Raw genomic sequence first — 26,702 nt, 5'->3', positions numbered from 1 at the left:
AATGAACACTTAAAAACAGACCAAAGGAATGCAGAAGACATGCAATCCTTTGGTCTTTGAGCTTGAAGTCATGACGTCTCTTTTAAAGGGTCTGGTCATTGACTTACTTATTGGAGTTTTTCTTATTTTTTCTTGCAGTTCTAGTTTGTTGTCTGCGTTCGATTTTACGGTCTTTTTTGTTCTTTTCAGCAATTGCCCAATCGATTTTCTTTTTATATCCAGGTTTGATTTTTTTCTTTTTCTTTTTCACTAAGCCGATCAATGTAGGATCCAGTGTATCTTTGGATTTTTCCCGTTTCGTCCGACGATTGCGGTCATAAGTCTTGATGATTTCATCATTTTTGATTTCCATCGGTTCAAATGTAACACCAATTTTTTCAATACTGTCAATCGTTTGTTCATCACTTGGTGAGTACAAAGTGATCGCAGTTCCTTTTAAACCATTACGTCCAGTCCGACCTACTCGATGGATAAAGAAGTCAAGGTCTTCAGGAATTTCTGCATTGATCACATGAGAAACCCCTTCAATATCGATGCCACGTGCCGCTAGATCTGTCGCAACCACGTATTGATATTCTAAGTTTTGAACTTGGCGCATCACCCGTTTTCGTTCTCTTGGAGTGATATCTCCATGGATTTTGGCTACTTTTAAGCCTTGATTTTTCAAATAATCAGCAATTTCATCCACGTGTTGTTTCGTATTTGCAAAGACAATCGCAAGGTAAGGATGACCAATTGTTAACAATTGGTAGATCATTCGATTTTTATCTTTCCCTTTAGTAGAGATCAGCCAATTCTCGATATCTTCTGAAATAACTGCTTTCGGTTTGATTTCTTCAATGATTGGATTTTCCATGTATTTACGTAAAAATGGTCGTAATTTTTCAGGAATCGTCGCTGAGAAAACTAAAAATTGCAGTTTTTCAGGCAAGCGACTAGCAATTTGATCCACTTCATGCAAGAAGCCCATGTCCAGTGTCATATCTGCTTCATCTACAACAAATGCAAATGCTGTATGGATTTTTAATGCTTGTTCATTCATCATATCCAAGATTCTACCTGGCGTTCCCACTACGATCTGTGGTTGTTGATGTTTCAAGCGGCTCAATTGGCGTTGCTTATCCGTTCCACCTACAAAATTCGTCACTCGGATCTCTGGATCGGAAAATTTAGCGATCTGACTAGCAGCATCATAAATTTGAGTAGCTAGTTCACGACTTGGTGCAGTGATTACTACTTGTACTTCGGCTTTTTCCGCATTGATTTTTTGAAATAAAGGCAATAAAAATGTATGCGTTTTGCCCGAACCAGTTTGTGATTGACCAATGATATTTTTTCCTTTAGCGATCAAAGGAATCAAACGCTCTTGTACTTCAGTTGGTTGAGCAAAACCTTTTTCTGCTAACGCCTCATTTATATATGGTTTAAAATGAAATTGTTCAAAATTACTCATTTAAGTAAGCACCTCTTCTCTTTCTTTTTTACACGACTTTCGCATTATACCACATCCTCAAGCAATTTGCTTGATCCTTTTCAAAGTCGCTCACGATCCGCTAGTTCCCTTTTGATTGAATGGTACTAATCGTATGTGTTTGACTGGCTTTTTCATAGAACAGCACTCTTTTCTTACGAAGGAATGACAAGAAAAGATTCAGCATGAAGATAAACTGTGCAAATGCAACACCCAACACAATAAAAATCCCGCTTACCTGTAATACACCTGTCGTATGGTCAGTGATATGTTGGATCGTCTGACTAAGCCAAGCTAACCCATAAAATAAAAAGTAAAGATACCCATAACGGATAAACAGGGCTTTAAAAGAAAGTCGTTTTCCGTTATCCGAAACCACACGAATGCGTACGATTTTTTTACCTAAAGTGAGACCGTTTGTTACATACGGTATGACCATGAAATAAAGCAAGACTTCTAAAAATACCCACCAACTACTTGAAGTGATATCTCCTATTTTCAAAGACAATTGAAGAGTCACAGCAATCAGCACGGATAAAACCGATAAGAAAGCCCAATCAATGAGATAGGCAACTAATCGTCTCGTTAGAGAAACTGTTTTCCCTTTTTCGTATGACACTTCATCCATTCTTGCTCTCGTAGGCAACATGAAGGTAAAGATTGGTGTCATAATGTACCCTAACGTTCCTCCGATCGTATTCGTCAATAAGTCATTGACATCAAATAGCCGATAAGGTCGAGGATAAATAAAATACAACCCACTTAACTGTGTCAATTCAAAAAATAAGGAAAGACAAAAACTTGCAATGATGGTTTTCACAAAAGATAATCGAAAATAATATCTTAAATAGATCCCGAAAGGTAATAAAAGCAAAACATTAAATACCGGTTCTAAAAAAACGCTTTGTCGCATCGCTGGTAAATACGTACTTGGATCAGATAAAACCAAGACGGTATTCTCTCGGAAATGGACCCATGATGCAAATAAATGTAATTCCATTTTAGGTCCGGTCATTTGAGCAACGGCTTCTTTTGAAGGCAACGGTAAAATGATCAAAAAATAAGCACATAACAAATAAAAAACAAACGAATATAAGATAACCGCTCTCGAAAAAATAAACGTTCCATACTTTCGATATTCATAAATGAAAAAAACCGAAGAAATCGCTAATGCCAAAAATGGAAAAACAATAAGTGCAAAGCGAATCGGTTCAATATAACTAGCCATAAACATCCCCCTTTTTCATCTTAACTAACGGTTTCATCTTATCAGTACTCTTGTAAACTATGCAAGTTATGGGGTAATTATTTTTAAATTTATATTAATTGAAGTATCATTAACAAAAGGAGGCGATTAGCGTGCTTAATATTTATTTTGTGTTTGGCGTACCCGCTTTTTTATTGATTCTCTATCTCATTTTTGCGTATATACGTAAAAAAACGACCATCCGCTATCTTGGATTTATCTTATTAATTATTGCTAGTTTCATGCTCGTGTTTAACTTACAGACATGGCAACAAGCACTACTTGAAATGGAGCAAGCTTCCTCTCGATCTTTATCAGATCAATTAGGTTATCCGGTCTACTTGATTTGGATTCCCATTACTGTTGCTGGTTTTCTCGTCTTATTAAACCTTTTTCGTGCTTGGCGCCGACTAAAACAGTTAAGAAAAAAAACAGGATAAAAACGTGCATTCTCTTGTAGCTGGTTGGTAAAGTTAGCATTGCTTAACTTGACACGCTACAACAGAATGCACGTTTAACTATCATTAATATGTTAAACTACAGGATATTTATTTTTCAAATATAAATAAACAGGGATTCCGACTAATGTCAAAGCGATTCCGCTAAATGCTAAAAGTGTTTGTGTCAGTAACGTACTAACCACGATAAAAGCACCACCAAGAATGGCGATTAGCGGAATGATTGGGTATAGCGGAACTTTATAAGGCCTTTCAAGTTTTGGAGCTGTTTTTCTCAATATAATTACACCTACAAATACCATCGTATAAAAAATCCAAATCACAAAAACAAGCATATCCGTCAGCATATCAAATCCACCAACCATCATCATACCGATCGCAATCACTAGTTCCAAAACACCAGCAACCACTGGAATCTTCGTTCGATCGTTCAATTTTTCTAAGTGGTGACTGAAAGGTAACCGTTTTTCTTGGGCCATCACATAGGGCAGGCGCATCCCAGTAAGTGTATAGCCATTGATTGTTCCATAGACTGAAATCAAAATCCCGACAGTTACAAGTTTCCCACCTACGCCACCAAAAATCATGGTAGCCACTTCGCTAGCAGCATTACTGTTGCCACTGATTCCTCCAATCGAAGCTGTTTTTAAAAAGACAGTATTAACGAATAAATAAACAACCATAATCCCGATGATTCCTATAGAGATGGCTTTTGGTAAATCTTTTGCCGGTTTTTTTAATTCTCCTGCAATGTTTCCAACGTGAATCCAACCATCATAAGCAAACATTGTCGCTAACAAGCCCGCACCTAATGCTGAAAACAATGGCAGATCTTTTCCTGATTCTATGGGAAACAGCTGAAACTCTACTCCACCGCTGCGAAATAAGCCAAACAAGACGATGACTGCCAGTGGGATCAATTTACAGATTAAGGTAATGGATTGAAAAGTTCCACCAACTTTTGATCCTAAAAAATTGATCAGCATGATCGTCACAGCGGCTATAATAGCGATGGGGACAATCCATTGCTGTTCTAAGGCAAATAAGTTCACAAATTGTGTCCCAAAGATGATTGATAGTGCCGCTACATTTGCAGGAAAGTAAATCACAACTTGTGCCCAACCTAACAAAAAAGCAGCCGTTTGACCATAGGTTCGTTCGATATATTTGACCATACCACCTGTTTCGGGGATCGCTGCGGCAAGTTCTGCACCAGTTAAACCTGCACAGACGGAGATGATCCCTCCCAAAAACCAAGAAAGCATATGTAAACTAACTGATCCTGTAACTTCTGCGACACTCGCTGCTTTAAAGAATACTCCCGCTCCAATCACTGTTCCCATCACAGTCGATAAAGCAGTAAAAAAGCCCATCGTTCGCTTTAGTTCGACTTTGTTTTTTTCAACCGATACTTGGTTACGTTCCATCGCTTATCCTCCCTTTATCGTAAACTCCCCACCACTCGATCGGAAGTTTACGATAAACTATAGTAATTAGACTGTTGCTGTCAATTTCTCTTGCAACTTGGTCAACATATCTTGAGTCATTTTATCTAGGTCGTAACGTGGTTGAAAGCCCCACTCTTTTTGCGCACAACTAATATCTAATGAATTTGGCCAAGAGTCTGCGATCGATTGTCGCACTGGATCAACTGCATAGTCCATTTCAAAATCAGGAAACACTTTTTTGATTGACGCTTTGATTTCTTCTGGTTCAAAAGACATCGCAGAGATATTGAATGCATTGCGATGAACTAAATTTTTAGGATCAGCATTCATCAACTGAACAATCGCCTCAATGGCATCTGGCATGTACATCATGTCCATAGCTGTACCACGATCAATAAAGCACGTGTATTTTCCTTCTTTGATAGCTGAATAATAAATATCCACTGCATAGTCCGTTGTCCCACCACCAGGTAAAGTTTTATAAGAAATCAATCCTGGGAAGCGTACACCTCGTGTATCTACGCCATACTTTGTATAATAGTAGTCACACAAAAGCTCGCCTGCGACTTTTGTCACGCCATACATTGTTGTTGGTCGTTGGAGTGTATCTTGAGGAGTCTCATCTTTTGGTGTATTAGGTCCAAAAGCGCCGATTGAACTTGGCGTGAAGAATTTTAACTTAAATTCTCTTGCGACTTCCAGCGCATTGACTAACCCAACCATATTGAGGTCCCAAGCGAACTTTGGTTTTGCTTCAGCGACAGCTGATAAAAGCGCTGCTAAATGAATCAAAGTATCTACTTGATATTTTTCGACTAACGCTCGCATTTTTTCGTAATCCATGACGTCTAAAATTTCAAATAGTTCACCATCTTCTAGCTTTTCAGGCACACGAATATCCGTTGCGACAACATTTTCATTACCCAAATCTTCCCTTAAACGTAAAACTAATTCCGATCCGATTTGTCCAAGGCAGCCAGTAACTAATACTTTTTTCATACAAACACTCCTTTTTAGTTCATTTTCACTATCTATTAAAAATAAATGCTACCTACATTCCATCGACCATTCCATCGACGATCAAAATATAAAAAAAGGTAATTTTTCGATTTTCACAGAAATACAACCGAAACGCTCTATCCTGTGATCGTCTTTCTCTTAGATTTCAGGCGAGATCGTTTCTACTAAATCAAATGATGCCCATTTCATTTCCGACTTTTTGGTAAATCGCTACAGCATGATCGAGCATTTCTTTGGTATGAGCTGCAGTTGGCATATTACGAACACGACCTGTTCCCAATGGTACGGTTGGATAAACGATTGGTTTCACATATAGTCCATTTTCAATCAACTTTTTAGAAAATTGTTGTGTTAGACTCTCATCGCCAAGTATCACTGGAGTGATTGGTGTTTCCGACACGCCGATGTCATACCCGATTTTTTTCAGTTCTTCTTTGAAATAAATGGCATTTTTCCAAACTTTTTCGACTAATTCTGGATGATCTTGCATCAGTTGAATCGATGCTAGAGCAGCGCCAGCAGCACCTGGTGTAAGTGATGTTGAAAACAAGAAAGGACGTCCTCGTGATTTTAACCAGTCGATCAACGATTTAGATCCTGCGACATAGCCACCAACGACACCGATTGCTTTAGACAATGTACCCATTTGCATGTCAATTTTCTGTTGGAGACCAAAATGCTTCACTGTGCCGGCTCCTTTTCCCATCACTCCAGAACCATGGGCATCATCCACATAAGTAATCAACCCGTATTTTTCGGCAATTGGGATCATATCGGGTAAATTAGCTACATCGCCATCCATTGAAAAAACACCGTCTGTGATATACATGATTTTGTTATATTTCCCACTATTTACCGCTTCTTTTGCTTTTTCTTCTAGATCGTTCATATCTTGATGCTTAACACGAATGATTTTGGCACCAGAGAGGCGACATCCATCGATGATCGAAGCATGATTCAATTCATCTGATAAGATCGCATCCTCCTTAGTCATAATGGCTGAAATAGCTCCCATATTACAATTGAAGCCTGATTGAAAAGCAATCGCTGCTTCTGTACCTTTAAATTCTGCAATTTTATTCTCTAATTCTTGATGGATACGTAATGTGCCATTAATTGTTCGGACAGCACCTGCGCCGACACCATAGCGATTCGTTGCGTCGATACACGCTTGTTTCAGCTCCACTCGATCAGCAAACCCCAAATAATTATTCGATGCTAGATTGATCAAATTTTTCCCTGCTACCTCAATGATCGCACCATTTGCACCTTCAAGGATATCAATCGTGTTGTATAGTCCCTTTTCCTTCAATAAAGCCAGTTCCTGTTCTAAATAAGTTGACAATACTTCAGAAGACATGTCTCCACCCCCATTTTTCTAACCTTCAAGGTTGAGGAACGAATATGCAGCCTTTCGTTCCTGTTTATAAGTATACCTTTTCTGATATCGCTTACACAAATTATGAGAGTTATTTAACTGAGTATTTTCTTACATAACAAAACAATCGGTACTCCACTAACGAAATATTTTTTTACTTATTTTAGTAACTATCGTTATTTTTAAGAGGATCACATCTAGCTAATATCAACCCTTAACTTAATCAACTTTCCAATAAATATTCCATATATTCTGAATTTTCCGCCATTAGTTAGCCTTGTTTTTTGTTATGAAATAAAAAAACGAATATTCTATTTGTATATTAAATTCTTTTAATGTTTGCTTCTCTAGCTATATATTACTTGATCCAAGGCGCTTACCTGTAGCTATTTTCAGAAGTCTTTCTCCCAACACAAAAAACGTTCCCTATGGTCATCAGTTACTACTCATGACCACAAGAAGAGACTGAGACAAACCTTGCCTCAGTCTCTTCTGGTCTCTCTAAAAACGGATAAACGGCGTTCAAGAAGCAACTCCTCAACAATAAGCGATGATTTTCTAAAATATGAGGAGCTATTTTAAAAAATCCTCTCTTATTCGCTCGGAGCTAAACGCTTCTTTCACAGCCTCTTGCTAAACGGTGTTCAAAGAGCTGACCTTCGGCGATAAGTCAAAAAATCTCAAAACATGGGGAGCTGTTTCGAGATTTTCATCCTTAATGCTCCTGCGATTACTCGTCGCAGTTTTTACTTGGTGAGCGCTCAGGTCAAGGCACTCTTTTCACGACCTCTTGTTCACGGTGAGACAAAAGCAGCATCTTCGGAAAATTTGCCGAAATTTACCAAAAATTTGAGAAGCACCAAGTAGGTAACAATCAACATCAAAAACGAGTTTTTGTGTTTCTTGTCAATTTTCGGAAATTCCTTCTTATTTCTTGATGCTAAACACTTTTGTCTCAACCTCCTGTTGCCAACCAGCTTTCGGGAGTAAAATCAGGGTCTCCTACTGACCATTCATTGAAGAATTCATCAATAAATTCCCGCATAAAGGCTTCTCGTCGTTTTGCTTCCTTTATACCATATGGGGTGTTCATCCTATCTGGTAATAAGAACAATTTTTCGTAAAAATGATTGATCACAGTAGACCCTTTGCGATAATCTTTTTTATTTTGATAACTGATTGGGTGCCGACTTTCATCAAAAATGGGATGGCCATGTCCACCACCAAAATAAGCCGTACGCAAAATACCAATTGCTCCTAAGGCTTCAAGACGATCTGCATCTTGAACAATTTTTCCTTCAATAGATAATGCCATTCCTTCACCTGACAATCCTTTTGAAAAAGACAGGTTATCAATAATCAAAAAGATTGATTCAATGGTTGCATCTGATAGCTCTAAACGTTGCAAAAATTGATGTAACTCTGCTTTTGCTTTCGTTTCATCGGCTACTACTTTATCATCGATCGTATCATGCAAATAAGCAGAAGCAAGAGTAATCAATGGATCAGCTTGCGGTTCAGTTGCTAAAATTTTCTCTGCTAATTTAACGACTCGTACCGTATGATCAATCCCGTGTCCAGTTTGATCCATTGCTAATTGCTTGAAACTGTAATCAGCAATTTCCTGCAGTTTCTCCATTTATTTTCCTTCTTTCTCGCTACTGAATTCAGCTACTTGATAGACCGAAAAATAGATTTTTTTCATGTAATCGATCAAATACTGCGGATTTAGCGCCTCACCGGTTGCATCCTGAATCAATTGCGTTGGTTTTCTAGATGCACCATATTGATGGATCTTTTCTTTCATCCATTCTTTGATTGGTCGATAATCATCGGATGCTAACACTTCATCGATCGAAAGCTCTTTTTCTAATGCGTGAAGCAGTTGTGCAGCATACATATATCCTAAAGCATAAGATGGGAAGTAACCAAAACTAGCTCCTGACCAGTGGACATCTTGCAAGATTCCTTCTAAATCATTCGAAGGTCGTACTCCTAGATATTCTTCATACTTTTGATTCCAAATAGTTGGTAACTGAGCCACGTCCACGCCTTCATTGAAAATCATTTTCTCAATTTCATAACGAATAATGATATGCAATGGATAGGTTAAACTATCTGCTTCAATTCGAATCAAGCTTGCTTGGGTTTGTTTCAGCGAGCGATAAAAGTCAGTAAATGAAATATCATCGAATGTTCCTTCTGCACATTGTTGGAAAAATGGATATTGTTTTTCCCAGAAACTTCGATTGCTACCAATGATGATCTCATTGAACAGTGATTGAGATTCGTGGATGCCCATCGAAGTACCTTGGTAAATCGGAGTATAAGCAAATTTTTCGTCAATATCTTGCTCATACATTCCATGACCAGCTTCATGGATCACGCCAAAGACTGCCATTTTAAAGTCATGTTCATTCCAACGAGTCGTAATACGTGCATCATTATGATTGATCCCGATCATAAAAGGATGGATTGTGTCATCTAAACGTCCTCTTGAGAAATCATAACCTAACTGTTCAATCACGCCTGTGACAAACCTTTTTTGTTGGGCTTTAGTCATTTTTCGAGAAAGAAAAGAGGTATCTGGTTCATGCCCTTTTTCTGCTAAGGTTTTTCTAATTTCCATGATCCCTTCTTTTACTTGTTGGAAAACACGATCTAAGATTTCAACAGACATCCCTGGTTCATATTGGTTGAGTAACACATCATAATCTGTTGCTTCGTCTTTTTTCCAATAGGGGATCAACTGTTTTGTTAACTCAATATTTTTAGTCAATGCTTCTTGAAAATCCGCAAAATTTTTCGTTTCACGAGATTGCTGCCATTGCACCTGTGCGGTAGAAGTTGCTGCTGTCAATGCAGTCATCAATTCTTCAGGAACTTTATATTCAAGTTCATAGTCTTCTTTGACCTTCTCAAACACGATTTTTCCCGTTTCAGATAATTCATTGGGATGTTCAGAAAAATATTGGATGGCTTCTTTGATCTTAGGTCCAATTTTCTTTGAGAAATAAAGACTATAAAGATAACTATTGACTTCACTACGATCCTCACTCGCTTTTTCTGGCATACCCGTTTGGATATCCCAATCTAAAATGCCCAAGGTTTGTTGCAAGAGATTGATTTCTTTTAGTTCTTTCATCAATTCTTTTTCATTCATCATTTATTCCTCCATCCATCCCATATAATTTTAAATCATTTTGTCTTTTCTTGGTGGCCGCGTTCCCCAGTATTGGAAGAGATCGGTCCGTAAAGCTCCGTTATACAGTTTACGTTTTTTAGTAGCTTTTTGCCCATAATATTCTTCAAAAGTAAGATCACTTGTCAAAATGTACTTACTCCATGTCTTTAATGGACGGAAAACATCGCCCATTTCTTCATACAAGCGACGAACCGTTTCTTCTTCACCTAAACGCTCTCCATAAGGCGGATTCGCGACGATTACGCCGTATTCTTTATCCGTTTTGAAATCTTTGACTGCTTGTTGTTTAAACGTGATTGAAGAGCCTAAGCCAATTTCTTCCGCATTCGCTTTAGCAATTTCGATCATCCGCCCATTGATATCAGAACCTGTGATATCGAGTTCAATATCATAGTCTGCTTGCTCTTCTGCCAATGCTCGAACATTTTCCATAACATCTTTACTAAACCAATCCCATGATTCACAAGCAAATTCACGATTAAATCCTGGTGCAATGTTGTGTCCAATCAAGGCAGCTTCGATGCAGATCGTACCAGAACCACACACTGGATCATAAAACGGACGATCTTTTCGCCAATTTGTCAACATCACTAAAGCGGCTGCCATGTTTTCTTTCAACGGTGCGCCACCTTTTTCCAAACGATATCCCCGTTTGAACAAACTAGGACCAGTTGTGTCTAGTGTGATCATGACATGATCTTTTAGTAAAGCGACTTCTAATTGAAAATGTGCGCCAGTCTCCGTTAATGGAACAGATGCCGGACGGTGATAATACTTACGCAATCGTTCAACGATCGCTTTTTTAGTGATCGCCTGACAATCCGGTGTACTATAAAGCTTAGACTTGATTGATTTTCCTGCAACCGGAAATTCAGCATCTAAAGGTAGAAAGTCTTCCCAAGGTAATGCTTTAACTTTCTCAAATAGTTCATCAAAGGTAAACGCATCAAATTCCCCAACAACGATCTTTACCCGGTCAGCTGTTCGTAACCATAAATTTGCTGTAGCGATCGTTTCCATCGTTCCTTTGAAACGTGCCCGTCCATTTTCAACTTGACAATCAATGCCTAAGTCACGTAGTTCTTTTCCAACAAGGGCTTCTAACCCACTTGCAGCCGTTGCCACAAGATTAAATTCTCTAGTCGTATCCATACTTATCTCCTTATAAGAAAAGCTGAACGTGGTCGTCCAGCTTTTTGTAAAATCAAACCGAAAAATGAATCAGTATTTTTTTCATACTTGTCTCTAAATTGCCATTCTTCACTCGTTCATTTTTGTGTTCCTGAACAAACAAGCCATTTATTGAATGGTATAAATCAGTGGTGACACTCTAATGTTAAAAAAAACCTTCACAACATGGTTGGAAGGTATTCCCTGTTATATTGCGGTTTTCTGTAAGCCATGTTCTGTACACTACTTTTCCAGGGAGAAAAAGCAATGTGGTAACCATCTATCTGCAGTTAACCTGCCTTTTTGTCTCGTTCTTAATTCCCAACAAAAAGCGCCCCTACCATTGTTTGGGTTGCTCGCTCGAGGGGTTTACCGCGTTCCACCGAATAAGTTTCCCTATCCGCTTCGTCACTGTGGCACTTTCAAGGATACTTAAGCATAGTTAAAAACCTTAGCTTGTTTTCCTGCCGTTACTCTAATAGAGCACCTTAGCTTATTGTTTCGCTAAGCACGAACACTACAGGCATCACAGCCTGTGCGAGCATGGACTTTCCTCAGCCTGATCATGTCAGACCGCGATTACCCAAAAACCGCAATGTATCATCAATCTTAGAATTGACGTGTCTTTTCGTTATCATCGTCACTTGCATTTGTGTAGTTGTTTGGGTTAGGTTGGGAAACATTCACTGTTGATGATTGTTGATCCAATTTTTTTCCAAATACTTCACGTTCAAGATTTGACAAACGTTTCAAGATATCGAAATTTGTGACTGCTGCACTTTTCGGTGTTTCAACTTGTTGAACACGCGTTTGTGCTGCTCCTTGTGTTTTTGATAATTGTGCTACTTTGGCACTTAATTTATCATTTTCTTCTTGTAAAGCAAGGAGTTTTTTGCTGTAAGTTTCATAATCTTTGATGATATTGTCTAAGAATTCATCCACTTCGATGGGATCATAGCCACGCATCTTTGTTTTGAATTCTTGTTGTAAAATGTCTTTAGGACTATAAACCAATTCCGCCATATTTACACCTCTAGTTTTCATTTACATAATAACAGTTTCTACCTATATCATTGTATCGGAAATAACTTGATAAATCAAACACTATCTGAATTATTCACTGAAATTTTGTAAATCATCCATACTGACTAGCCGAATTTCATAAGAATGATCCTGTTGATAGGTTTGCGCCTCTTTCAGAAAATACTGGGTTTTCCCTGGAAACTCAGGATCATAAATCAGTAGACAGCCATCGGTATGGTCAAGTAAAAAACGCGTGTGGTTTCTTAATTGGCTAGGCGACTGATAGGCTTGATGGCTAACTGCTTCAACATAGTCTGCTAACTGTTCTGTCATTCTTAACTTTTCTTGATTATTCTCATTCCAATTATTTCCAAACTCTTTGAATGGATAGATGATCCCCAACTTTAACTCAGGGTATTCCTGCTTTAATTCAGCAACTACTTCCGTGACCCATGTTTCTATACCCAAGTTTCCACTAGTAAGAACCCATTCAAGTCCTTCTTCGACTAATTGGTGTATCTCTTTTTTTAAGACTTTTTTAATAACCGTTATTTTAGGGTCATTTTCCTTAAAAACCCCAAGTTCAAAACTTCGATAACCGGAAATATACATCACTTTTAATCGGTCCATTTGAGTTTCCTTTTCTTTCTTGATTCTTTTTTGCTATAATGTTGGCTAGGAGTGTGATTAAAATGGTTTTACGCTATCCAAACGGCCAACCCTATCATAAGAATGCCTCTTTAAAGGAAAAAGTTCAAGAAAAAAGAGAATCAGCCATTGAATTTGGCAATCGAGGGATGCGTTTTGAAGAAGCAATTAACGAAAGTAACCAGTATTACTTAGCGCACCAAGTAGCTGTTATCCATAAAAAACCAACCCCCATTCAAATTGTTAAAGTAGATTATCCTCGACGTAGCGCCGCTGTTATTAAGGAAGCTTATTTCTCACAGGCCTCCACAACAGATTATAACGGTGTATATCGAGGTTTCTATTTGGATTTTGAAGCGAAAGAAACAAAGAATAAGACATCTTTTCCCTTCAAAAATTTCCATGCGCATCAAATTGACCATATGGAAGCTTGTCTAAAGCAACAAGGAATTTGTTTTGTCCTATTATGGTTTTCTACGTTGAAGCGTTGCTTTTATTTAGATAGTACTTATCTGATCGATTATTGGCATGCGCAAAAGGATCAGGGGAAAAAGTCGCTTCCGCTTTCATTGATCGAAAAAATAGGGATCGAGATCCAAACAGGTTTTTCGCCACGTATCCCTTATCTAAAAGCGGTAGATCAATACTTATCAACATTAACTATCGAAGGAGATCGCAAGAATGGCAAATGAGCAAACAAGAACTTCCAGACGAAACAGTCCCTCTTCTTCTAAAAAGACGAGTCAAACAAGAAATAAAACTTCTGGCAAAGGTTCCGGGCATAAGAAGCGTGGGCTTTTCATCCGTATCATCTTGATTTTATTTTCTTTGATTTGTATCGCTTTCCTAGCCGGTGTCGGATTATTTTGGTTTTATGCAAAAGATGCTCCAAAATTAACGGACACTGCATTAGATGCGACTGTTTCTTCTAAACTTTACACACAAAATGGCGAATTATTTGAAGATTTAGGAGCAGAAAAAAGAGAAAAGATTACCGCAAACGAATTGCCGAAAACGTTAGAAAACGCCATCGTTTCTGTTGAAGATCGTCGTTTCTATAAACATATCGGGATCGACCCAGTTCGGATCGTCGGCTCTGCACTTTCTAACTTTACTTCTGGAGGACTTCAAGGTGGTAGTACATTGACCCAACAATTGATTAAGCTCTCCTACTTCTCTACCAACGCTTCAGATCAAACCTTGAAACGAAAAGCACAAGAAGCTTGGTTAGCTGTAAAATTAGAACAACAAAAATCAAAACAAGAAATATTGACTTACTATGTGAACAAAGTCTATATGTCCAACGGATTATACGGAATGGAAACGGCAGCAGAAAATTATTTTGGTAAAAGATTACCAGAACTTTCATTACCACAGACTGCTTTGTTAGCTGGAATGCCACAAGCGCCTTCTGCCTATGACCCATACCAATATCCAGAACAAGCCAAAAAACGGCGAGATACTGTTTTATATACCATGTTACAAAACAAGAAAATCTCTCAATCAGAATATGATGCCGCAGTGAATACACCAATCGATGATGGTCTTCAAGAGATGAAAAAAGAAGATGATAATTCAAAAATCGTTGATAATTATGTCAAAGAAGTCATCAATGAAGTTCAAGAAAAAACGGATAAAAATGTATTTACTGATGGATTGGATATCTATACTAACTTAGATCTAGACGCACAAAAACATCTTTATGATATTGTCAACACTGATGACTATGTCAACTATCCTGATGATGAAATGCAAGTTGCTTCTACGTTGATCGATGTCAATACTGGTCAAGTAAAAGCACAAATTGGCGGTCGCCATATTGCAGAAGATGTCACACTAGGTATGAACTTAGCTGTTAATACTTCTCGTGACTTCGGTTCGACAATGAAACCAGTCACAGATTATGGCCCAGCTTTTGAATATCTAAAATACTCTACAGGAAAAACGATCAGTGATGCTCCTTATAACTATGAAGGAACCTCAACACCAGTAGGCAACTGGGATAACCGTTTTATGGGGACGATCACCTTAAGACAAGCCTTGTATCTTTCTAGGAACGTTCCAGCTGTCAAATTGTTCAATGAAGTCGGCGCAGATAAAGTCAGCACCTTTTTAAAAGATCTTGGAATCGAATATAGTACGATCCATCAATCAAATGCGATTTCAAGTAACACAGAAAAACAAGACGGCACAAAATATGGCGCTTCTTCCTTGAAAATGGCGGCTGCCTATGCTGCTTTCGCTAATGGAGGAACGTATTATAAACCACAATATGTCAATAAGATCGTCTTCCAAGACGGCACAGAAGAAACGTTCGATCCCGATGGTAATACAGCTATGTCTCCAGAAACAGCCTATATGATCACAGATATTTTAAAAGATACATTAACAAAAGGAACTGGGACGAATGCATTGATTCCTGGATTATACCAAGCTGGGAAAACCGGGACTTCCAACTATACGGATGATGAGTACGCAAAATTAGGAACTTCTAGCGGTGTGTATCCTGATATTTTATTTGCTGGTTATACACCAAACTACGCCATCTCAGTATGGACCGGTTATAACAACAAAATGACACCTGTCACCTCCGCTTCGTCTCATGTTGCTTCTGATGTTTATCGAGAATTAATGAAATATGTATCATCCAGCGTCACAAATAGCGATTGGCAAATGCCTAGCGGACTGGTAAGATCTGGCGGTGAATTATACTTTACCGATCAACTCAAGAAAACACCAAGTACGACGATCCCTTCAACAACGGTGCCATCTTCATCAGTGACACTGGTACCTGAAAGTTCGACACCGGTATCTTCTTCGTCGGAATCGACAGAAACTTCAACAACTGAGTCATCTGCCGAATCATCGACATCGGTAGATAGTTCAAGTGAAAAAAATAATTCAAGTAGTTCAGCTGAAACGCCAGAAAATAGCAGCAGTAGTCAAAGCTCTTCATCTTCGGCAACTCCTGAGTCATCCACGACACCACCAGCGCAAACACCTCCGGAGAACAATGCACAGTCCGGACAGTCCTCTAGTCGTTCAACGTCTTCTGGCACATAACAAAAAAGGAAGTTGAGAAAAACCTCAACTTCCTTTTTTTATCTTTTATTTTACGTTCAATGTTTTTTCTTTCATTCTATTTTTTCCATCTTGACACATATCTAACAAGGGGCAAACTTCACACCGTGGACTTCTTGCCGTGCAATGATAACGACCAAAAAATATTAAAGTGTGGTGAGTCTTGACCCATAATTCTTTTGGTACTTTGCGCATCAGCGTTTCTTCTACTTCCAACACCGAGGCATTCAACTTACAAATCCTTAAACGTTTTGTTACTCTCTCGACATGAGTATCCACAGCAATTGCTGGTATACCAAAAGCATCACCTAAAACGACATTCGCTGTCTTTCGTCCAACTCCTGGAAGAGAAATCAATTCTTCTCTAGTTTGAGGAACTTGACCTGAAAAGCGATCCATCAATTGTTGGGCACATGCTTTGATATTTTTTGCTTTATTGCGGTAAAGACCAATCGTTTTGATCTTAGGGATAATGTCATCAATCGGAGCCGCAGCCAGCTTTTCAGGAGTTGGAAAAGCTTCAAAAAGAGCTGGGGTCGCTTTATTAACTGAGACATCGGTTGCTTGAGCACTGAGTATGACAGCAATCAACAGTTCATAAGGGTTTCGATGTTTTAATTCACCATGTGCTTCTGGAAACATGTCGTACATTTTTGTCAAGGCTTCCATTGTTTTTTGTTTACTTAACATATTATTCCTCCAGCCAATTTTTCAACGTAACTTTTGGCAAGGCTTCTGGTTGTGCGTTAGTGGTTTCCACTTCTTTTTGTAACATTTGTTGTTTTCGTCTTTTTTGATCTTCTTCTACTTGTTGCTTCGTCTTTAAATTTTTGCGTTCCCAAGACAACAAGATTCGATCCACATAGTTAAAACTATACGCTTGATTCAAAACAGCCTCACGTAAAGCAAGTTTCAGAATTTCCGGTTGATAATGATCTTCTTCTAACCATTGCCCGATCCGTTGAAATTCGATGGCTGACAATGGGCGACCAAATTCCTGTTCAAATAACTGATAAACAGACTGCACCATTTTTTCTTGACTTAAATCATCTTGTTTTTGATTTTGACTTTCCAAAAAATTCCCTAAAATTTCATATATAGGATATAGATTGTAACGATCAGCTTGCTTACCATCAATTGTTGCTGTTTCAATTTTAATAAACCCGTTACTGATCAAGTGATTTAAAATTTGATAGATACGCTCTTGTTTGACACCCATATCCAACGCAATCGAGTGTAAATCTGGGAAAAAGTCTCCTTCGAGTTGCGCCCTTTGCAATTGTAAAATAAATAAAAAATCTTCTGCTTGTAATCCGATACGATGATAATTTTTTAACAACAAGTTTGATATCGTTGTTTGACCCGCTTTTAAATAATTTTCTAAGTTCAACATGATTTTTCCCTCACTTCAAATCCAGTATACGGAAAAAGCTTGTTCGAGGCAAGGTAGCTTTCCTTTACTTCTATTTGTTTTTTATTTTTTGTTTCACTTTTTCACTTTTCGGAATAAATAAAATATTCGCTCTATCAAAGAGCATCTGCCATCGCAAAAAAAGCCAGGTTTCCCAATCATCAGTCGATTGAAAAACCTGAACTTTTTTTAAATGATTAGAGACCTGCTTATTTATCTTCTTCCGTTTGCAAGACGTAAGGTTCTCCTTCATAAGTATACTCCGTATTGATTGTTCCGTCGTTTTCATCTGAATAAACGCGACGACTGAATGGGAAACGATGAGAATTGCCATCTTTTGCTACTTCCCCACTCATTAGATAATAATCCTCTTGTGTTTCATTCAATTGGTTGATTACTTGATCTGCTAATTGATCGATATTGATCGTTTCATCTTTTGCTTCTTTTTTATAATCATCCAGAAATGCTGCTTGTTGTACAAAATATTCTTTTTCCATTATTTGATTGCTCCTTCGTTATCGTTTGACATGATTTTCATCATCCTATATTTATTTTGTCAGAAAACGAATTGAAAGACAACTTATAGCTTTTATGTCTAAGAATTAAAAGAATACTTTATCTCAAAATAATATTAAATTTTGTCTACTTTGTTATCTATGTGCTTATTTAGACCTAAATTTTTTCAAACTACTTCCTCACTTATCCCCTTACAAACCTAGGCATATTAAAAAGACGCTATTTTTTAAATATAGAAAACAGTAATTTTTCAAATTATTTCATTCAATTGATAGACTTGACTATCTATATACTTTCACTTGGATTTGACATCCATTTTACTGTAATAATCAATACAATCGTTTTTTTTGTTATTACTGACGCTCAGATTTTTATCATCTGATGTCAGTTGTTTTCTTGTATGTAATTCATTTTTCACACTAGCATTTATACTAGCATTTCTTGTTAAATGATGAAGATTCTTACGGATATTTTCTTCATCAAGTATTCCTTTTAAAATCTCCCCCAAGTTTGGTAATTGCCTTTTTGACGAGGTGAACACCTTAAAATTATCAAACGATTGACTTTTTTTGAAAGTAAGCGGCGAACTTGAGTCGTTGATTATACTATTGGTAAAACTTGCTGTAAATTCTCCCTGAGAGTATTCCAAAAAATAATAGGGGTTTTCAGCAATTCTTTTTTCTCGTTGTTCTTTAAGCTCTAAATAAACGTTATATAGATGAGTCAACGCACTGACTTGTTTTTTATTAAATCTCGCTTCTTTTATAAAAGCTTCAAGTAACATCTTACGATTATCTCTGGTATTTCCTACCTTTGGCTTAATTGTTCTACTTTTTAATTCTACTGGTAGTTTTTTTAACCCAGTAGCTATTGTCTCTTGAAAAATAGATTTCTGACTGTTGTAGAGAACGACTCTAAAAGTCCCAAAAAGTTCTTTAACCGTACAATTTGCCATTCCATTATATCCCCTCATACTAAGGTTGAGGTATGTAGGGTCTATTTTTTCTTCGCCTAATTGCTGAATAACTTTTGCTGTATTGCAACGACTATCTTTGTGATGTTCAAATTTTGTCTGGAAAATGATTTTACTTAAAGTACTTAATTTTTCTGGAAGAATCGTTGTGAATACACCTGATGGACGATCACTGTTCGTATCTTCCAATTTATCAATCATCGCTACTAAATAATGTCCTTCTTTTCTATAAAGGATTAATCCAAATACATGATCCTGAATTTTTTTAGTGATATATGCTGGAAAAATTATAAAATCTGTTGGATCATCTTTTTTCATGTTTTCCATCATTTGCTGTAACTCTTTGGGATTTTTCATTTCATAAAATTTAATCGTTCTTTTCAAGGAATCAATGATTGCTGGTTTTTTCTCTCGGTCAATCAATGCTTCCTGTTCATCATTTTCAAGCATTTTAATAAAAGTTGAGAATAACAATTGATAATTTTTTTTTCCTTCTTCACCGACTGCTTTAAAATCTCCTGCATCAGCCAACCCATAAGTTAGTGCCAACAACATATAAGATCGTTCAAACAAGTTCATAACATCACTCCTGATTAGAATAGTTGAATTTTATCATATAAAAAAGAAACAAAAGAATCTCTTTTTCTTATCTTTAGAAAAAAAGATTCTTTTGTTTCGATAATACCCGTTGATACCTTTATGTAAAAAAAGAGTCCAAGACGAAAATTCGTCTTAGACTCGTTGATAGCTATAAAGCGAATAAACAATGTTCAACCATTCGCTGATTGCTTATTGCGCAGTTTCGATTTCGCCCAATGCAGCTTGTGCCAATAGGTTCAAGTAGTTCCATGGACGGTCAAAATGAGGTTGGAAGAAGAAATCAGATAGCGCTAGATCTTCAACGGTCATTTTATTTTGAACAGCCAGTGACATCGTATTTGCTGATTGAGTGATATCATATTTCGACATGAATTGGGCACCGACAATGCGGTTTGTCCCTTTTTCATAAACCAATTCCATCATCACTTTTTCATTTGTTGGCATGAATTCTGGACGATAATTGTCTTCAAAGACCGTTGCTTGGACTTCTAAATTATTCATAGGTGCGCTCTCTTTTGTCACCCCTGTTGAACCAATCGTCCAACCAAATAGGTAAAGTCCAGACGTTCCTTGCGTTCCACGATACGCCATTTTATGTTCAGTCAAGTTATTTCCTACTAATAATCCTTGACGAACTGCGTTAGTTGCCAAAGGAATATAATTTTGGGTACCACTTGGGTTATAACTTACTACAGCAGAATCCCCTGCAGCAAAGATATCTGGATCACTTGTTTGCATGTATTCATTAACTTTGATGGCTCCATTAGGTAACGTATCAACTTTTCCATCAACTAATGTCGTATTTGGTCTAAAACCAACACATAAGATGACCATGTCCGCGTCAAAAGTTTCTTTAGCAGTTGCTACTTGTTTCACTTTACCCTCTTCATCCGCAATAAACTCAGAAACATTTTCACCTAATGCTAGAGTAACTCCACGGTCGACAAGTTCTTTTTCTAATACATCTGTGAATGGTTTATCAAGATATTTATTTAAAATACGATCTAAACCATCAATCAATGTAACTTGTTTACCAGATTCAACAAAAGCTTCGACTAATTCGATACCGATATAACCGCCACCTACGATGACCACCCGTTTGGCATCTTCTGCTTGTGCAATAATTTCATTTGCTTGGTTATAGTTTTTACATAACAAAATATTTTTTGATTCAATTCCTTTGATTGGCGGAATGATTGGCCAAGAGCCAGTAGTCATTACCAATTTATCATAAGAAACTGTTTCAACTTCACCAGTTTTTAGATCTTTGGCTGTCACAGTTTTCTTTTCAGTATCCACGTCAGTTACATCATGTTCCATTTTTACAGTTGCACCTAAAGAATGTAGTTCTTCAGGATTAGAATAGAATAAACCGGCTGGGTCTTTTACTACACCACCCACGTATAATGCGATCCCACATGATAAAAAGGAAATATTATCATTTCGCTCGTACACAGTAACATCCGCTTCTGGGTGATTTTTTAAGATACTTTTAACAGCTGCTGTACCCGCATGCGTGCAGCCAATTACTACAACTTTCATATGTGAATCCCTCCGATTAACGATTTGTCCTTCGACAAGTTTAAATATAGCAAAAATAAAACGGATACAACAGTTTAATGCTTGTGAATTCACAAATTCAACCTTGTTGTTTTCTGTTCATTCTCCTGCGCAATTGCTGATTACTCCACGATTTACTTGTGAAAACAAAAACATATACTATAACCTTTGTGAAAGAAAGAGAAAAAAATAAAAAAAAGTCAGTGATTTGTTTATCAAACTGACTTATTTTTTATTTTTTCATATTTTTATCAATACTTTCAGCAAACTAAATCGCTTGTTCTTTTTGACACTCAGGACAGCGACCATATAATTCCAAACGATGCTCATTGATCTCAAAGTTCGTCAATCGACCAGCTGCCATTTCGATATCCGCTAAATCAGGATAATGAAAATCGACGATCTTTCCACAATTTTCGCATATCACATGATAGTGACGTTTTGAACTAAAATCGAATCGACTAGATGAATCCCCAAATTTCATCTCTTGTACAAAGCCAATTGAAGTAAACAATCTTAAATTGTTATAAACTGTTGCCACACTCATATTCGGAAAACGATCTTCCAGAGCACGATAAATTTCGTCAGCAGTTGGATGTGAATGATGTTCAATCAGATACTCTAAAACTGCATACCTCTGAGGTGTGATCCGTATATTTTCCTTTTTCAATTTTTCGATTGTTTCTTCAACTAATAGTTTATTCTCCATTTTTAACACCCCGCGTTGTTATTCTCGTCCTATCATACTATTTTTACTTTTTAAAATCTACTTTTCATGAAAAGAAATTTCAAATTAATCATAATATTGCGAAAAAAGACGCAATTAAGGAAAAAATCTCCTTAATTACGTCTAAATGTTGTGGTAAGAATTCTTTACATTTCTTGATAAAGAGCTGTTGACAAATAACGTTCTCCGTTATCTGGGACAACCGCTAAGACTTTTTTCCCTTTACCTAATACTTTCGCTTCTGCCAAAGCAGCAGCAATCGCTGCGCCTGATGAAATGCCTACTAAGATTCCTTCTTTTTTTCCAACTTCTCTAGCAGTGGCTAACGCTTGATCCCCTGTTACAGAAACTACCCGATCATAGACGCTCGTATCCAAAGTATCTGGCACAAACCCTGTCCCAATTCCTTGAATTTTATGTGGTCCTGCTTCTTTCCCTTCTAAAATCGCTGATTCGGCTGGTTCAACTCCAATGATTTCAATTGCTGGATAGACTCGCTTCAACTCTTTACCAGCACCAGAAATCGTTCCTCCAGTGCCAATCCCTGCTACAAAAGCATCTAACCCATTCACACCAAACGCCTCTTGAATCTCATGTCCAGTTGTTTTCTCATGGATAGAAGGATTGGCTGGATTTTCAAACTGAAGCGGCAAGAAGTAGTCATTTTCCGCTGCTAAACGTTTCGCTTCTTTGATTGAGCCACTGATTCCATCCTTACCTGGCGTGAGCAGTAATTCAGCACCATAACCTTTCATCAATAAGCGTCGTTCGATACTCATCGTTTCTGGCATCACGATGATCACTTTATACCCTTTAGCTACCCCAACCATGGCTAATCCGATCCCTGTATTTCCTGAAGTCGGTTCGATGATTGTGTCTCCTGGCTTAAGAAGGCCATCCCGTTCTGCTTTTTCAATCATACTTAATGCAATCCGGTCTTTTACGCTACCACCAGGATTAAAAAATTCCAATTTCACATAAACTTCCGCTGAATCTTCTGGAACCAAATGATTAAGCTTAACGATTGGTGTCTGACCAATCAATTCTGTAATCGAATGATAAATTTGTGTCATTTTAAGTTCCTCCTTAATATTTTCTTCTATTCAATGATAATACAACTAAGAAACTTCTGGCGAATAATTCGCCTTTTCAACGTAAAAAAACAGGAAAGCTGCGAAGAGCCTTTCCCGTTTTTATCACTTAATTTAACTAAACGTTTATTTCTTGTCCGACTAATAAGGAATAGTTAGACATCGTCATCCCATTTTTAGCCATTAAGTCGTCAACTGACAAACCAAATTTCTGTGCGATATCCCACAAAGTATCACCTGAAACCACTTTATAGGTCTGGCTACCACTTGTTGAAGAGGTAGTTGACGTAGTAGTCGTTGTGGTAGTACTTGTCGTCGTTGTGGTACCAGAAGAAGGCGTATCAAATCGGGTTAAATTATACGTATTAATCAATGAGTTCAATTTTGCTCCGTAACCCGGATCTGTTGCATAACGACCAGTTAGATATGCTGTTGCATCGTAAAAACTCGTGGTATTACTTTTCCAGACACCAGCATAATGATAGTCTCCAGTTGAAAAACTAGTTGAACGCAAAACGTTGGCATGATCTTGCAGAGATTCCCAATAAGAAGAATATTTACGGAAAGGTTCATTCATCGTGACCCATTGTCCATTAAGATATTCCTTTGTAGCCATATAAACGACTTGACCACTATAACTTCCTTTAACTCCGAATAAATTATAGTTTGGCGCACTTGCCAGGCTAGATGTGCCATAAGCACTTTCTAATAAAGCTTGGGCAATCATGACCGATGCATATAAATCATTGTTTGCAGCCACTTCAGAAGCTGCCCAACCGATTTGATTGATGAAAGCTTGTGGATCTGCAGTCGTTTGTGTGACCTGCTCATCTGCTCGTACATTTTGCGGTGCTGCTGTAACCATCATTGGCCCCACTAAAAGAGTTGTCCCCATCAAAGGAGCAATCGCTTTTTTATTGATCACCATGGTTCTTTTATTCTTTTGGTGTCGGGCACTGCGGGTTTTCAGCTCTTGCATTCGAATTCCTCCTCAAAAAAATAAAAAACTCTTGATAAAGTTTCCATCTTTAAACAATCTTAATTAATTAAATTATACTTTTAATTTATGGGAAACTCAAATCAATCTTTACTATTTTTCTTTTTGTAACACGAACGTAATGTTAAAGAAACATTAAGTAATATTAAACACGAATCATTATTCTAATTTTCTACTACAAAAAAAGAACATCTGAAAATAGTCTCCTTTTTCAGATGTTCTTAAACGTTTGTCGTAAAACTTCTTTAACTCATTTTATAATTGGTTGAAAGTTGCTACAACATTTTCCACAGTGAAACCAAATTCTTCAAGAATTTTATTTCCTGGAGCAGAAGCACCAAAATGATCGATCGTGATAGTTGTTCCTTCTGTCCCAACATAGCGTTCCCAACCAAATGAAGCTGCTGCTTCAATAGCTACTCGTTTTGTTACGGCTTTTGGTAAGACGCTTTCTTTGTATTCTGCAGATTGTTTTTCAAATAAATCGAAACTTGGCATTGAAACGACTGAAACATCTTTTCCAGCTGCTGCCAATTCTTTTTGTGCTTTGACTGCTAGATCCACTTCAGAACCAGTCGCGATCAAGATACCTTCTGGTGTTTCTCCTTGAGCTGGTGATAGTACATAAGCTCCTTTTTTCACCATTTCGTCTGCCACTTCTTTCGTTGATGGCAGAACTGGAAGATTTTGACGACTTAAAACCAAGATCGTTGGTGTATCAGTCGATTCCATTGCTACTTTCCAAGCAGCGCGTGTTTCATTCCCATCGGCTGGACGAATCACGTGAACACCTGGCATACATCTTACAGACGCTAATTGTTCGATTGGCTCATGTGTTGGTCCATCTTCACCAACCGCCACTGAATCATGTGTCAACACGTAGATGACCGGTGTATTTTGAATAGCTGCTAAACGGACTGCTGGACGTAAGTAATCAACGAAAACAAAGAATGTACCGCCATAGATACGAGTTCCGCCATGAAGCTGGATACCGTTCATCGCAGCTGCCATCGCAAACTCACGAACGCCAAACCAAATATTACGACCTTCATAATGTTCTGGAGTAAAGTCTTTGTCCGCAGTGACCATCGTATTATTCGAACCTGATAAGTCCGCTGATCCGCCCCAGAAACTTGGGATTGCTTTTGATAACTCTTGAATCACTTCTTTGCTTGAAACCCGGCTAGCTTGACTTTCGCCTACTTCATAAGAAGGTAATTCAGCATCCCAGTCAGCTGGAAGTTTTCCAGCAAACGCATCTTCAAATTGTTGAGCTAATTCTGGATAAGCATGTTTATAGTTTTCAAACATTTCTTTCCATTCATTTTCAGCTTTTTGCCCTTCTTCAACCATTGTTTGGCGGAATCTTTCAGCTACTTCTTCTGGAACTGTGAAATCAGGATACTCCCAACCATACACTCCTTTAGCCATTTTAATTCCATCATCGCCAATTGGTGCCCCATGGACAGCAGAAGTTCCTTCTTTAGGAGCTCCGTAGCCGATCACTGTTTTGACTTCGATCAATGTTGGTTTTTCAGTTTCAGCTTTTGCTTCTTCGATCGCTTGATTGATGGCTTCTAAATCATTTCCATCTTTAACCAAAATATGTTGCCAACCATAAGCTTCATAACGAGCTCCTACATTTTCAGTGAAAGCTTTTGAAGTAGGACCATCTAATGAAATATCATTTGAATCATACAATACGATCAATTTACCTAATTTCATGTGAGCAGCCATTGAACTTGCTTCTTGCGAAACGCCTTCCATCAAGTCGCCGTCGCCACAAAGAGAATAAGTATAGTGATCTACCACTTTGAAGTTTTCTCTGTTATATGTTGCTGCCAAGTGAGCTTCTGCCATTGCCATACCTACAGCCATAGCGATTCCTTGTCCTAACGGTCCAGTTGTTGCTTCTACTCCGTCAGTATGATTGACCTCTGGATGTCCAGGTGTTTTTGAATCCCATTGACGGAATTGTTTTAAGTCATCGATTGTGACTTGATAACCTGATAAATGTAGTAAGCTGTATAACATTGCCGAACCATGTCCTGCGGATAAGACAAAACGGTCACGGTCAACCCAATTTTTTGAAGTCGTTGGGTTCACTTTCAAATGTTTCGTCCAGAGTGCATATGCCATTGGGGCTGCCCCCATTGGTAACCCTGGGTGTCCAGAATTTGCCTTTTGAACTGCTTCAATACTTAATGTACGGATCGTGTTAACGCCAAGTTGGTCGATTTTGTCGAACAAAATAACCCCTCCTATTAATTTAGGTTTTTTTTACCTTTATTTCTTACTTACTAATTTTATTAGATACGTCTAGAAAAAGCAATGTTTTTTAGTAATTATTACTGAAACTTATTTCCTCGACGATGTAAGCCTTTTTCACGTTGGATTTCTTTCAATTTTTCTGGAGTGACATCGTTACCTTCTGGATCAACGATTTTCATCCCTTCGATATGGTGTCGCATCCCAGAACGAAAAGCAGACAGATACTCTTCTCTTAACGCCAATTGTTCTTTTTCTTCGTCAGCTGTTAAGCCTTCTGTTTTCTTTTTTTGGGCCAGTTCGTTGATGCGGGTAATTTTTTCCGGTGATAACATAGCAAGTCCTCCTTTTTACTCTACTTCATATTATATAAAAATCACGAAAAAAACAACTAGTATAAAATATTTTAAA

At 37.7% G+C, this 26,702-nt stretch carries 23 protein-coding genes and 1 other RNA gene; 3 read left to right on the top strand and 21 right to left on the bottom strand.

Translation table 11 applies throughout. From position 1 onward, the window contains the following. Positions 1 to 103 precede the first annotated feature (103 nt). Both IGJ27_RS05990 and IGJ27_RS05985 read right to left on the bottom strand, forming a co-directional pair. Complete coding sequence (locus IGJ27_RS05990; RefSeq protein WP_123874800.1) at positions 104 to 1,453, bottom strand: DEAD/DEAH box helicase; 1,350 nt, start codon at positions 1,451 to 1,453, stop codon at positions 104 to 106. Between the two features lie 100 nt (positions 1,454 to 1,553). Then, on the bottom strand, positions 1,554 to 2,699 hold the full coding sequence (locus IGJ27_RS05985; RefSeq protein ID WP_034697840.1) for a VanZ family protein: 1,146 nt from the start codon (positions 2,697 to 2,699) through the stop codon (positions 1,554 to 1,556). Between the two features lie 131 nt (positions 2,700 to 2,830). Here IGJ27_RS05985 and IGJ27_RS05980 point away from each other — a divergent pair, with 131 nt between their 5' ends. Beyond that, positions 2,831 to 3,157 (top strand): hypothetical protein, encoded by a 327-nt coding sequence (locus IGJ27_RS05980; protein ID WP_034697837.1) that lies wholly within the window; start codon positions 2,831 to 2,833, stop codon positions 3,155 to 3,157. 92 nt (positions 3,158 to 3,249) lie between these two features. Here the strand turns inward: IGJ27_RS05980 and IGJ27_RS05975 are convergent, their stop codons facing one another. The 9 genes from IGJ27_RS05975 to IGJ27_RS05935 all read right to left on the bottom strand — a co-directional run bounded on the left by IGJ27_RS05975 (position 3,250) and on the right by IGJ27_RS05935 (position 13,049). Beyond that, entirely contained in the window at positions 3,250 to 4,602 is a 1,353-nt protein-coding gene (locus tag IGJ27_RS05975) for an APC family permease (protein WP_178305988.1), read from the bottom strand. Between the two features lie 66 nt (positions 4,603 to 4,668). Beyond that, positions 4,669 to 5,622: an L-threonine 3-dehydrogenase gene (locus IGJ27_RS05970; RefSeq protein ID WP_178305989.1), complete on the bottom strand. Its 954-nt coding sequence runs from the start codon at positions 5,620 to 5,622 to the stop codon at positions 4,669 to 4,671. A gap of 190 nt (positions 5,623 to 5,812) precedes the next feature. Beyond that, entirely contained in the window at positions 5,813 to 7,003 is a 1,191-nt protein-coding gene (locus IGJ27_RS05965) for a glycine C-acetyltransferase (RefSeq protein WP_178305990.1), read from the bottom strand. Between the two features lie 973 nt (positions 7,004 to 7,976). Further along, on the bottom strand, positions 7,977 to 8,660 hold the full coding sequence (locus IGJ27_RS05960; RefSeq protein WP_081129026.1) for an HD domain-containing protein: 684 nt from the start codon (positions 8,658 to 8,660) through the stop codon (positions 7,977 to 7,979). After that, positions 8,661 to 10,184 carry a carboxypeptidase M32 gene (locus tag IGJ27_RS05955; RefSeq protein ID WP_178305991.1) on the bottom strand — a complete coding sequence of 508 codons (1,524 nt, stop codon included), beginning with the start codon at positions 10,182 to 10,184 and terminating at the stop codon, positions 8,661 to 8,663. Between the two features lie 30 nt (positions 10,185 to 10,214). Continuing rightward, a complete protein-coding gene (locus IGJ27_RS05950) occupies positions 10,215 to 11,378 on the bottom strand; it encodes a THUMP domain-containing class I SAM-dependent RNA methyltransferase (protein ID WP_034697820.1) in 1,164 nt (387 codons plus the stop codon). Positions 11,379 to 11,616: 238 nt separating this feature from the next. Further along, positions 11,617 to 11,987: RNase P RNA component class B (rnpB, locus tag IGJ27_RS05945), an RNA gene on the bottom strand. An 18-nt stretch (positions 11,988 to 12,005) separates the two neighbouring features. After that, on the bottom strand, positions 12,006 to 12,419 hold the full coding sequence (gene gpsB / locus IGJ27_RS05940; RefSeq protein ID WP_010719243.1) for a cell division regulator GpsB: 414 nt from the start codon (positions 12,417 to 12,419) through the stop codon (positions 12,006 to 12,008). 90 nt (positions 12,420 to 12,509) lie between these two features. After that, entirely contained in the window at positions 12,510 to 13,049 is a 540-nt protein-coding gene (locus IGJ27_RS05935; RefSeq protein ID WP_135981720.1) for a DUF1273 domain-containing protein, read from the bottom strand. Positions 13,050 to 13,111: 62 nt separating this feature from the next. On the opposite strand from IGJ27_RS05935, the gene recU reads away from it, so the two are divergent. Together recU and IGJ27_RS05925 are read left to right on the top strand one after the other, a co-directional pair. Beyond that, the gene (recU, locus tag IGJ27_RS05930; RefSeq protein WP_010737514.1) at positions 13,112 to 13,759 is read left to right on the top strand and encodes a Holliday junction resolvase RecU; all 648 of its coding nucleotides are present in this window, start codon (positions 13,112 to 13,114) and stop codon (positions 13,757 to 13,759) included. Further along, positions 13,749 to 16,130 (top strand): PBP1A family penicillin-binding protein, encoded by a 2,382-nt coding sequence (locus IGJ27_RS05925; RefSeq protein WP_178305992.1) that lies wholly within the window; start codon positions 13,749 to 13,751, stop codon positions 16,128 to 16,130. Before recU ends, IGJ27_RS05925 begins: the two co-directional genes overlap by 11 nt. Positions 16,131 to 16,175: 45 nt before the next feature. Here IGJ27_RS05925 and nth read toward each other — a convergent pair whose 3' ends face one another. The 10 genes from nth to IGJ27_RS05875 all read right to left on the bottom strand — a co-directional run bounded on the left by nth (position 16,176) and on the right by IGJ27_RS05875 (position 26,626). Beyond that, positions 16,176 to 16,838 (bottom strand): endonuclease III, encoded by a 663-nt coding sequence (gene nth / locus IGJ27_RS05920; RefSeq protein ID WP_010737512.1) that lies wholly within the window; start codon positions 16,836 to 16,838, stop codon positions 16,176 to 16,178. A gap of 1 nt (position 16,839) precedes the next feature. After that, entirely contained in the window at positions 16,840 to 17,541 is a 702-nt protein-coding gene (locus IGJ27_RS05915) for a DnaD domain protein (RefSeq protein WP_010719248.1), read from the bottom strand. Positions 17,542 to 17,768: 227 nt separating this feature from the next. Continuing rightward, positions 17,769 to 18,056 (bottom strand): DUF5960 family protein, encoded by a 288-nt coding sequence (locus IGJ27_RS05910; RefSeq protein ID WP_010719249.1) that lies wholly within the window; start codon positions 18,054 to 18,056, stop codon positions 17,769 to 17,771. A 314-nt stretch (positions 18,057 to 18,370) separates the two neighbouring features. Then, positions 18,371 to 19,579, bottom strand: coding sequence for a hypothetical protein (locus tag IGJ27_RS05905; protein ID WP_228011853.1), 1,209 nt, complete (start codon positions 19,577 to 19,579; stop codon positions 18,371 to 18,373). Positions 19,580 to 19,837: 258 nt separating this feature from the next. Continuing rightward, positions 19,838 to 21,190, bottom strand: a complete 1,353-nt coding sequence (locus IGJ27_RS05900) for an NADH oxidase (RefSeq protein WP_010737508.1) — start codon at positions 21,188 to 21,190, stop codon at positions 19,838 to 19,840. A 286-nt stretch (positions 21,191 to 21,476) separates the two neighbouring features. After that, on the bottom strand, positions 21,477 to 21,917 hold the full coding sequence (locus IGJ27_RS05895) for a Fur family transcriptional regulator (protein WP_010719254.1): 441 nt from the start codon (positions 21,915 to 21,917) through the stop codon (positions 21,477 to 21,479). A gap of 164 nt (positions 21,918 to 22,081) precedes the next feature. Beyond that, a complete protein-coding gene (cysK, locus tag IGJ27_RS05890; RefSeq protein WP_010719255.1) occupies positions 22,082 to 23,008 on the bottom strand; it encodes a cysteine synthase A in 927 nt (308 codons plus the stop codon). Positions 23,009 to 23,144: 136 nt separating this feature from the next. Next, positions 23,145 to 24,005, bottom strand: coding sequence for a glucosaminidase domain-containing protein (locus tag IGJ27_RS05885; RefSeq protein WP_034697803.1), 861 nt, complete (start codon positions 24,003 to 24,005; stop codon positions 23,145 to 23,147). Between the two features lie 273 nt (positions 24,006 to 24,278). Further along, a complete protein-coding gene (gene tkt / locus IGJ27_RS05880) occupies positions 24,279 to 26,273 on the bottom strand; it encodes a transketolase (protein ID WP_178305994.1) in 1,995 nt (664 codons plus the stop codon). Positions 26,274 to 26,371: 98 nt separating this feature from the next. Beyond that, positions 26,372 to 26,626 carry a DUF896 family protein gene (locus tag IGJ27_RS05875; RefSeq protein WP_010719258.1) on the bottom strand — a complete coding sequence of 85 codons (255 nt, stop codon included), beginning with the start codon at positions 26,624 to 26,626 and terminating at the stop codon, positions 26,372 to 26,374. Positions 26,627 to 26,702: the final 76 nt, after the last annotated feature.

Source organism: Enterococcus sp. DIV1726a (assembly GCF_051710985.1).
Lineage (GTDB): Bacteria > Bacillota > Bacilli > Lactobacillales > Enterococcaceae > Enterococcus_B > Enterococcus_B hirae.
The sequence above is the reverse complement of the archived record's forward strand: the minus strand, read 5'-3'. Positions and strand labels throughout refer to the sequence as shown.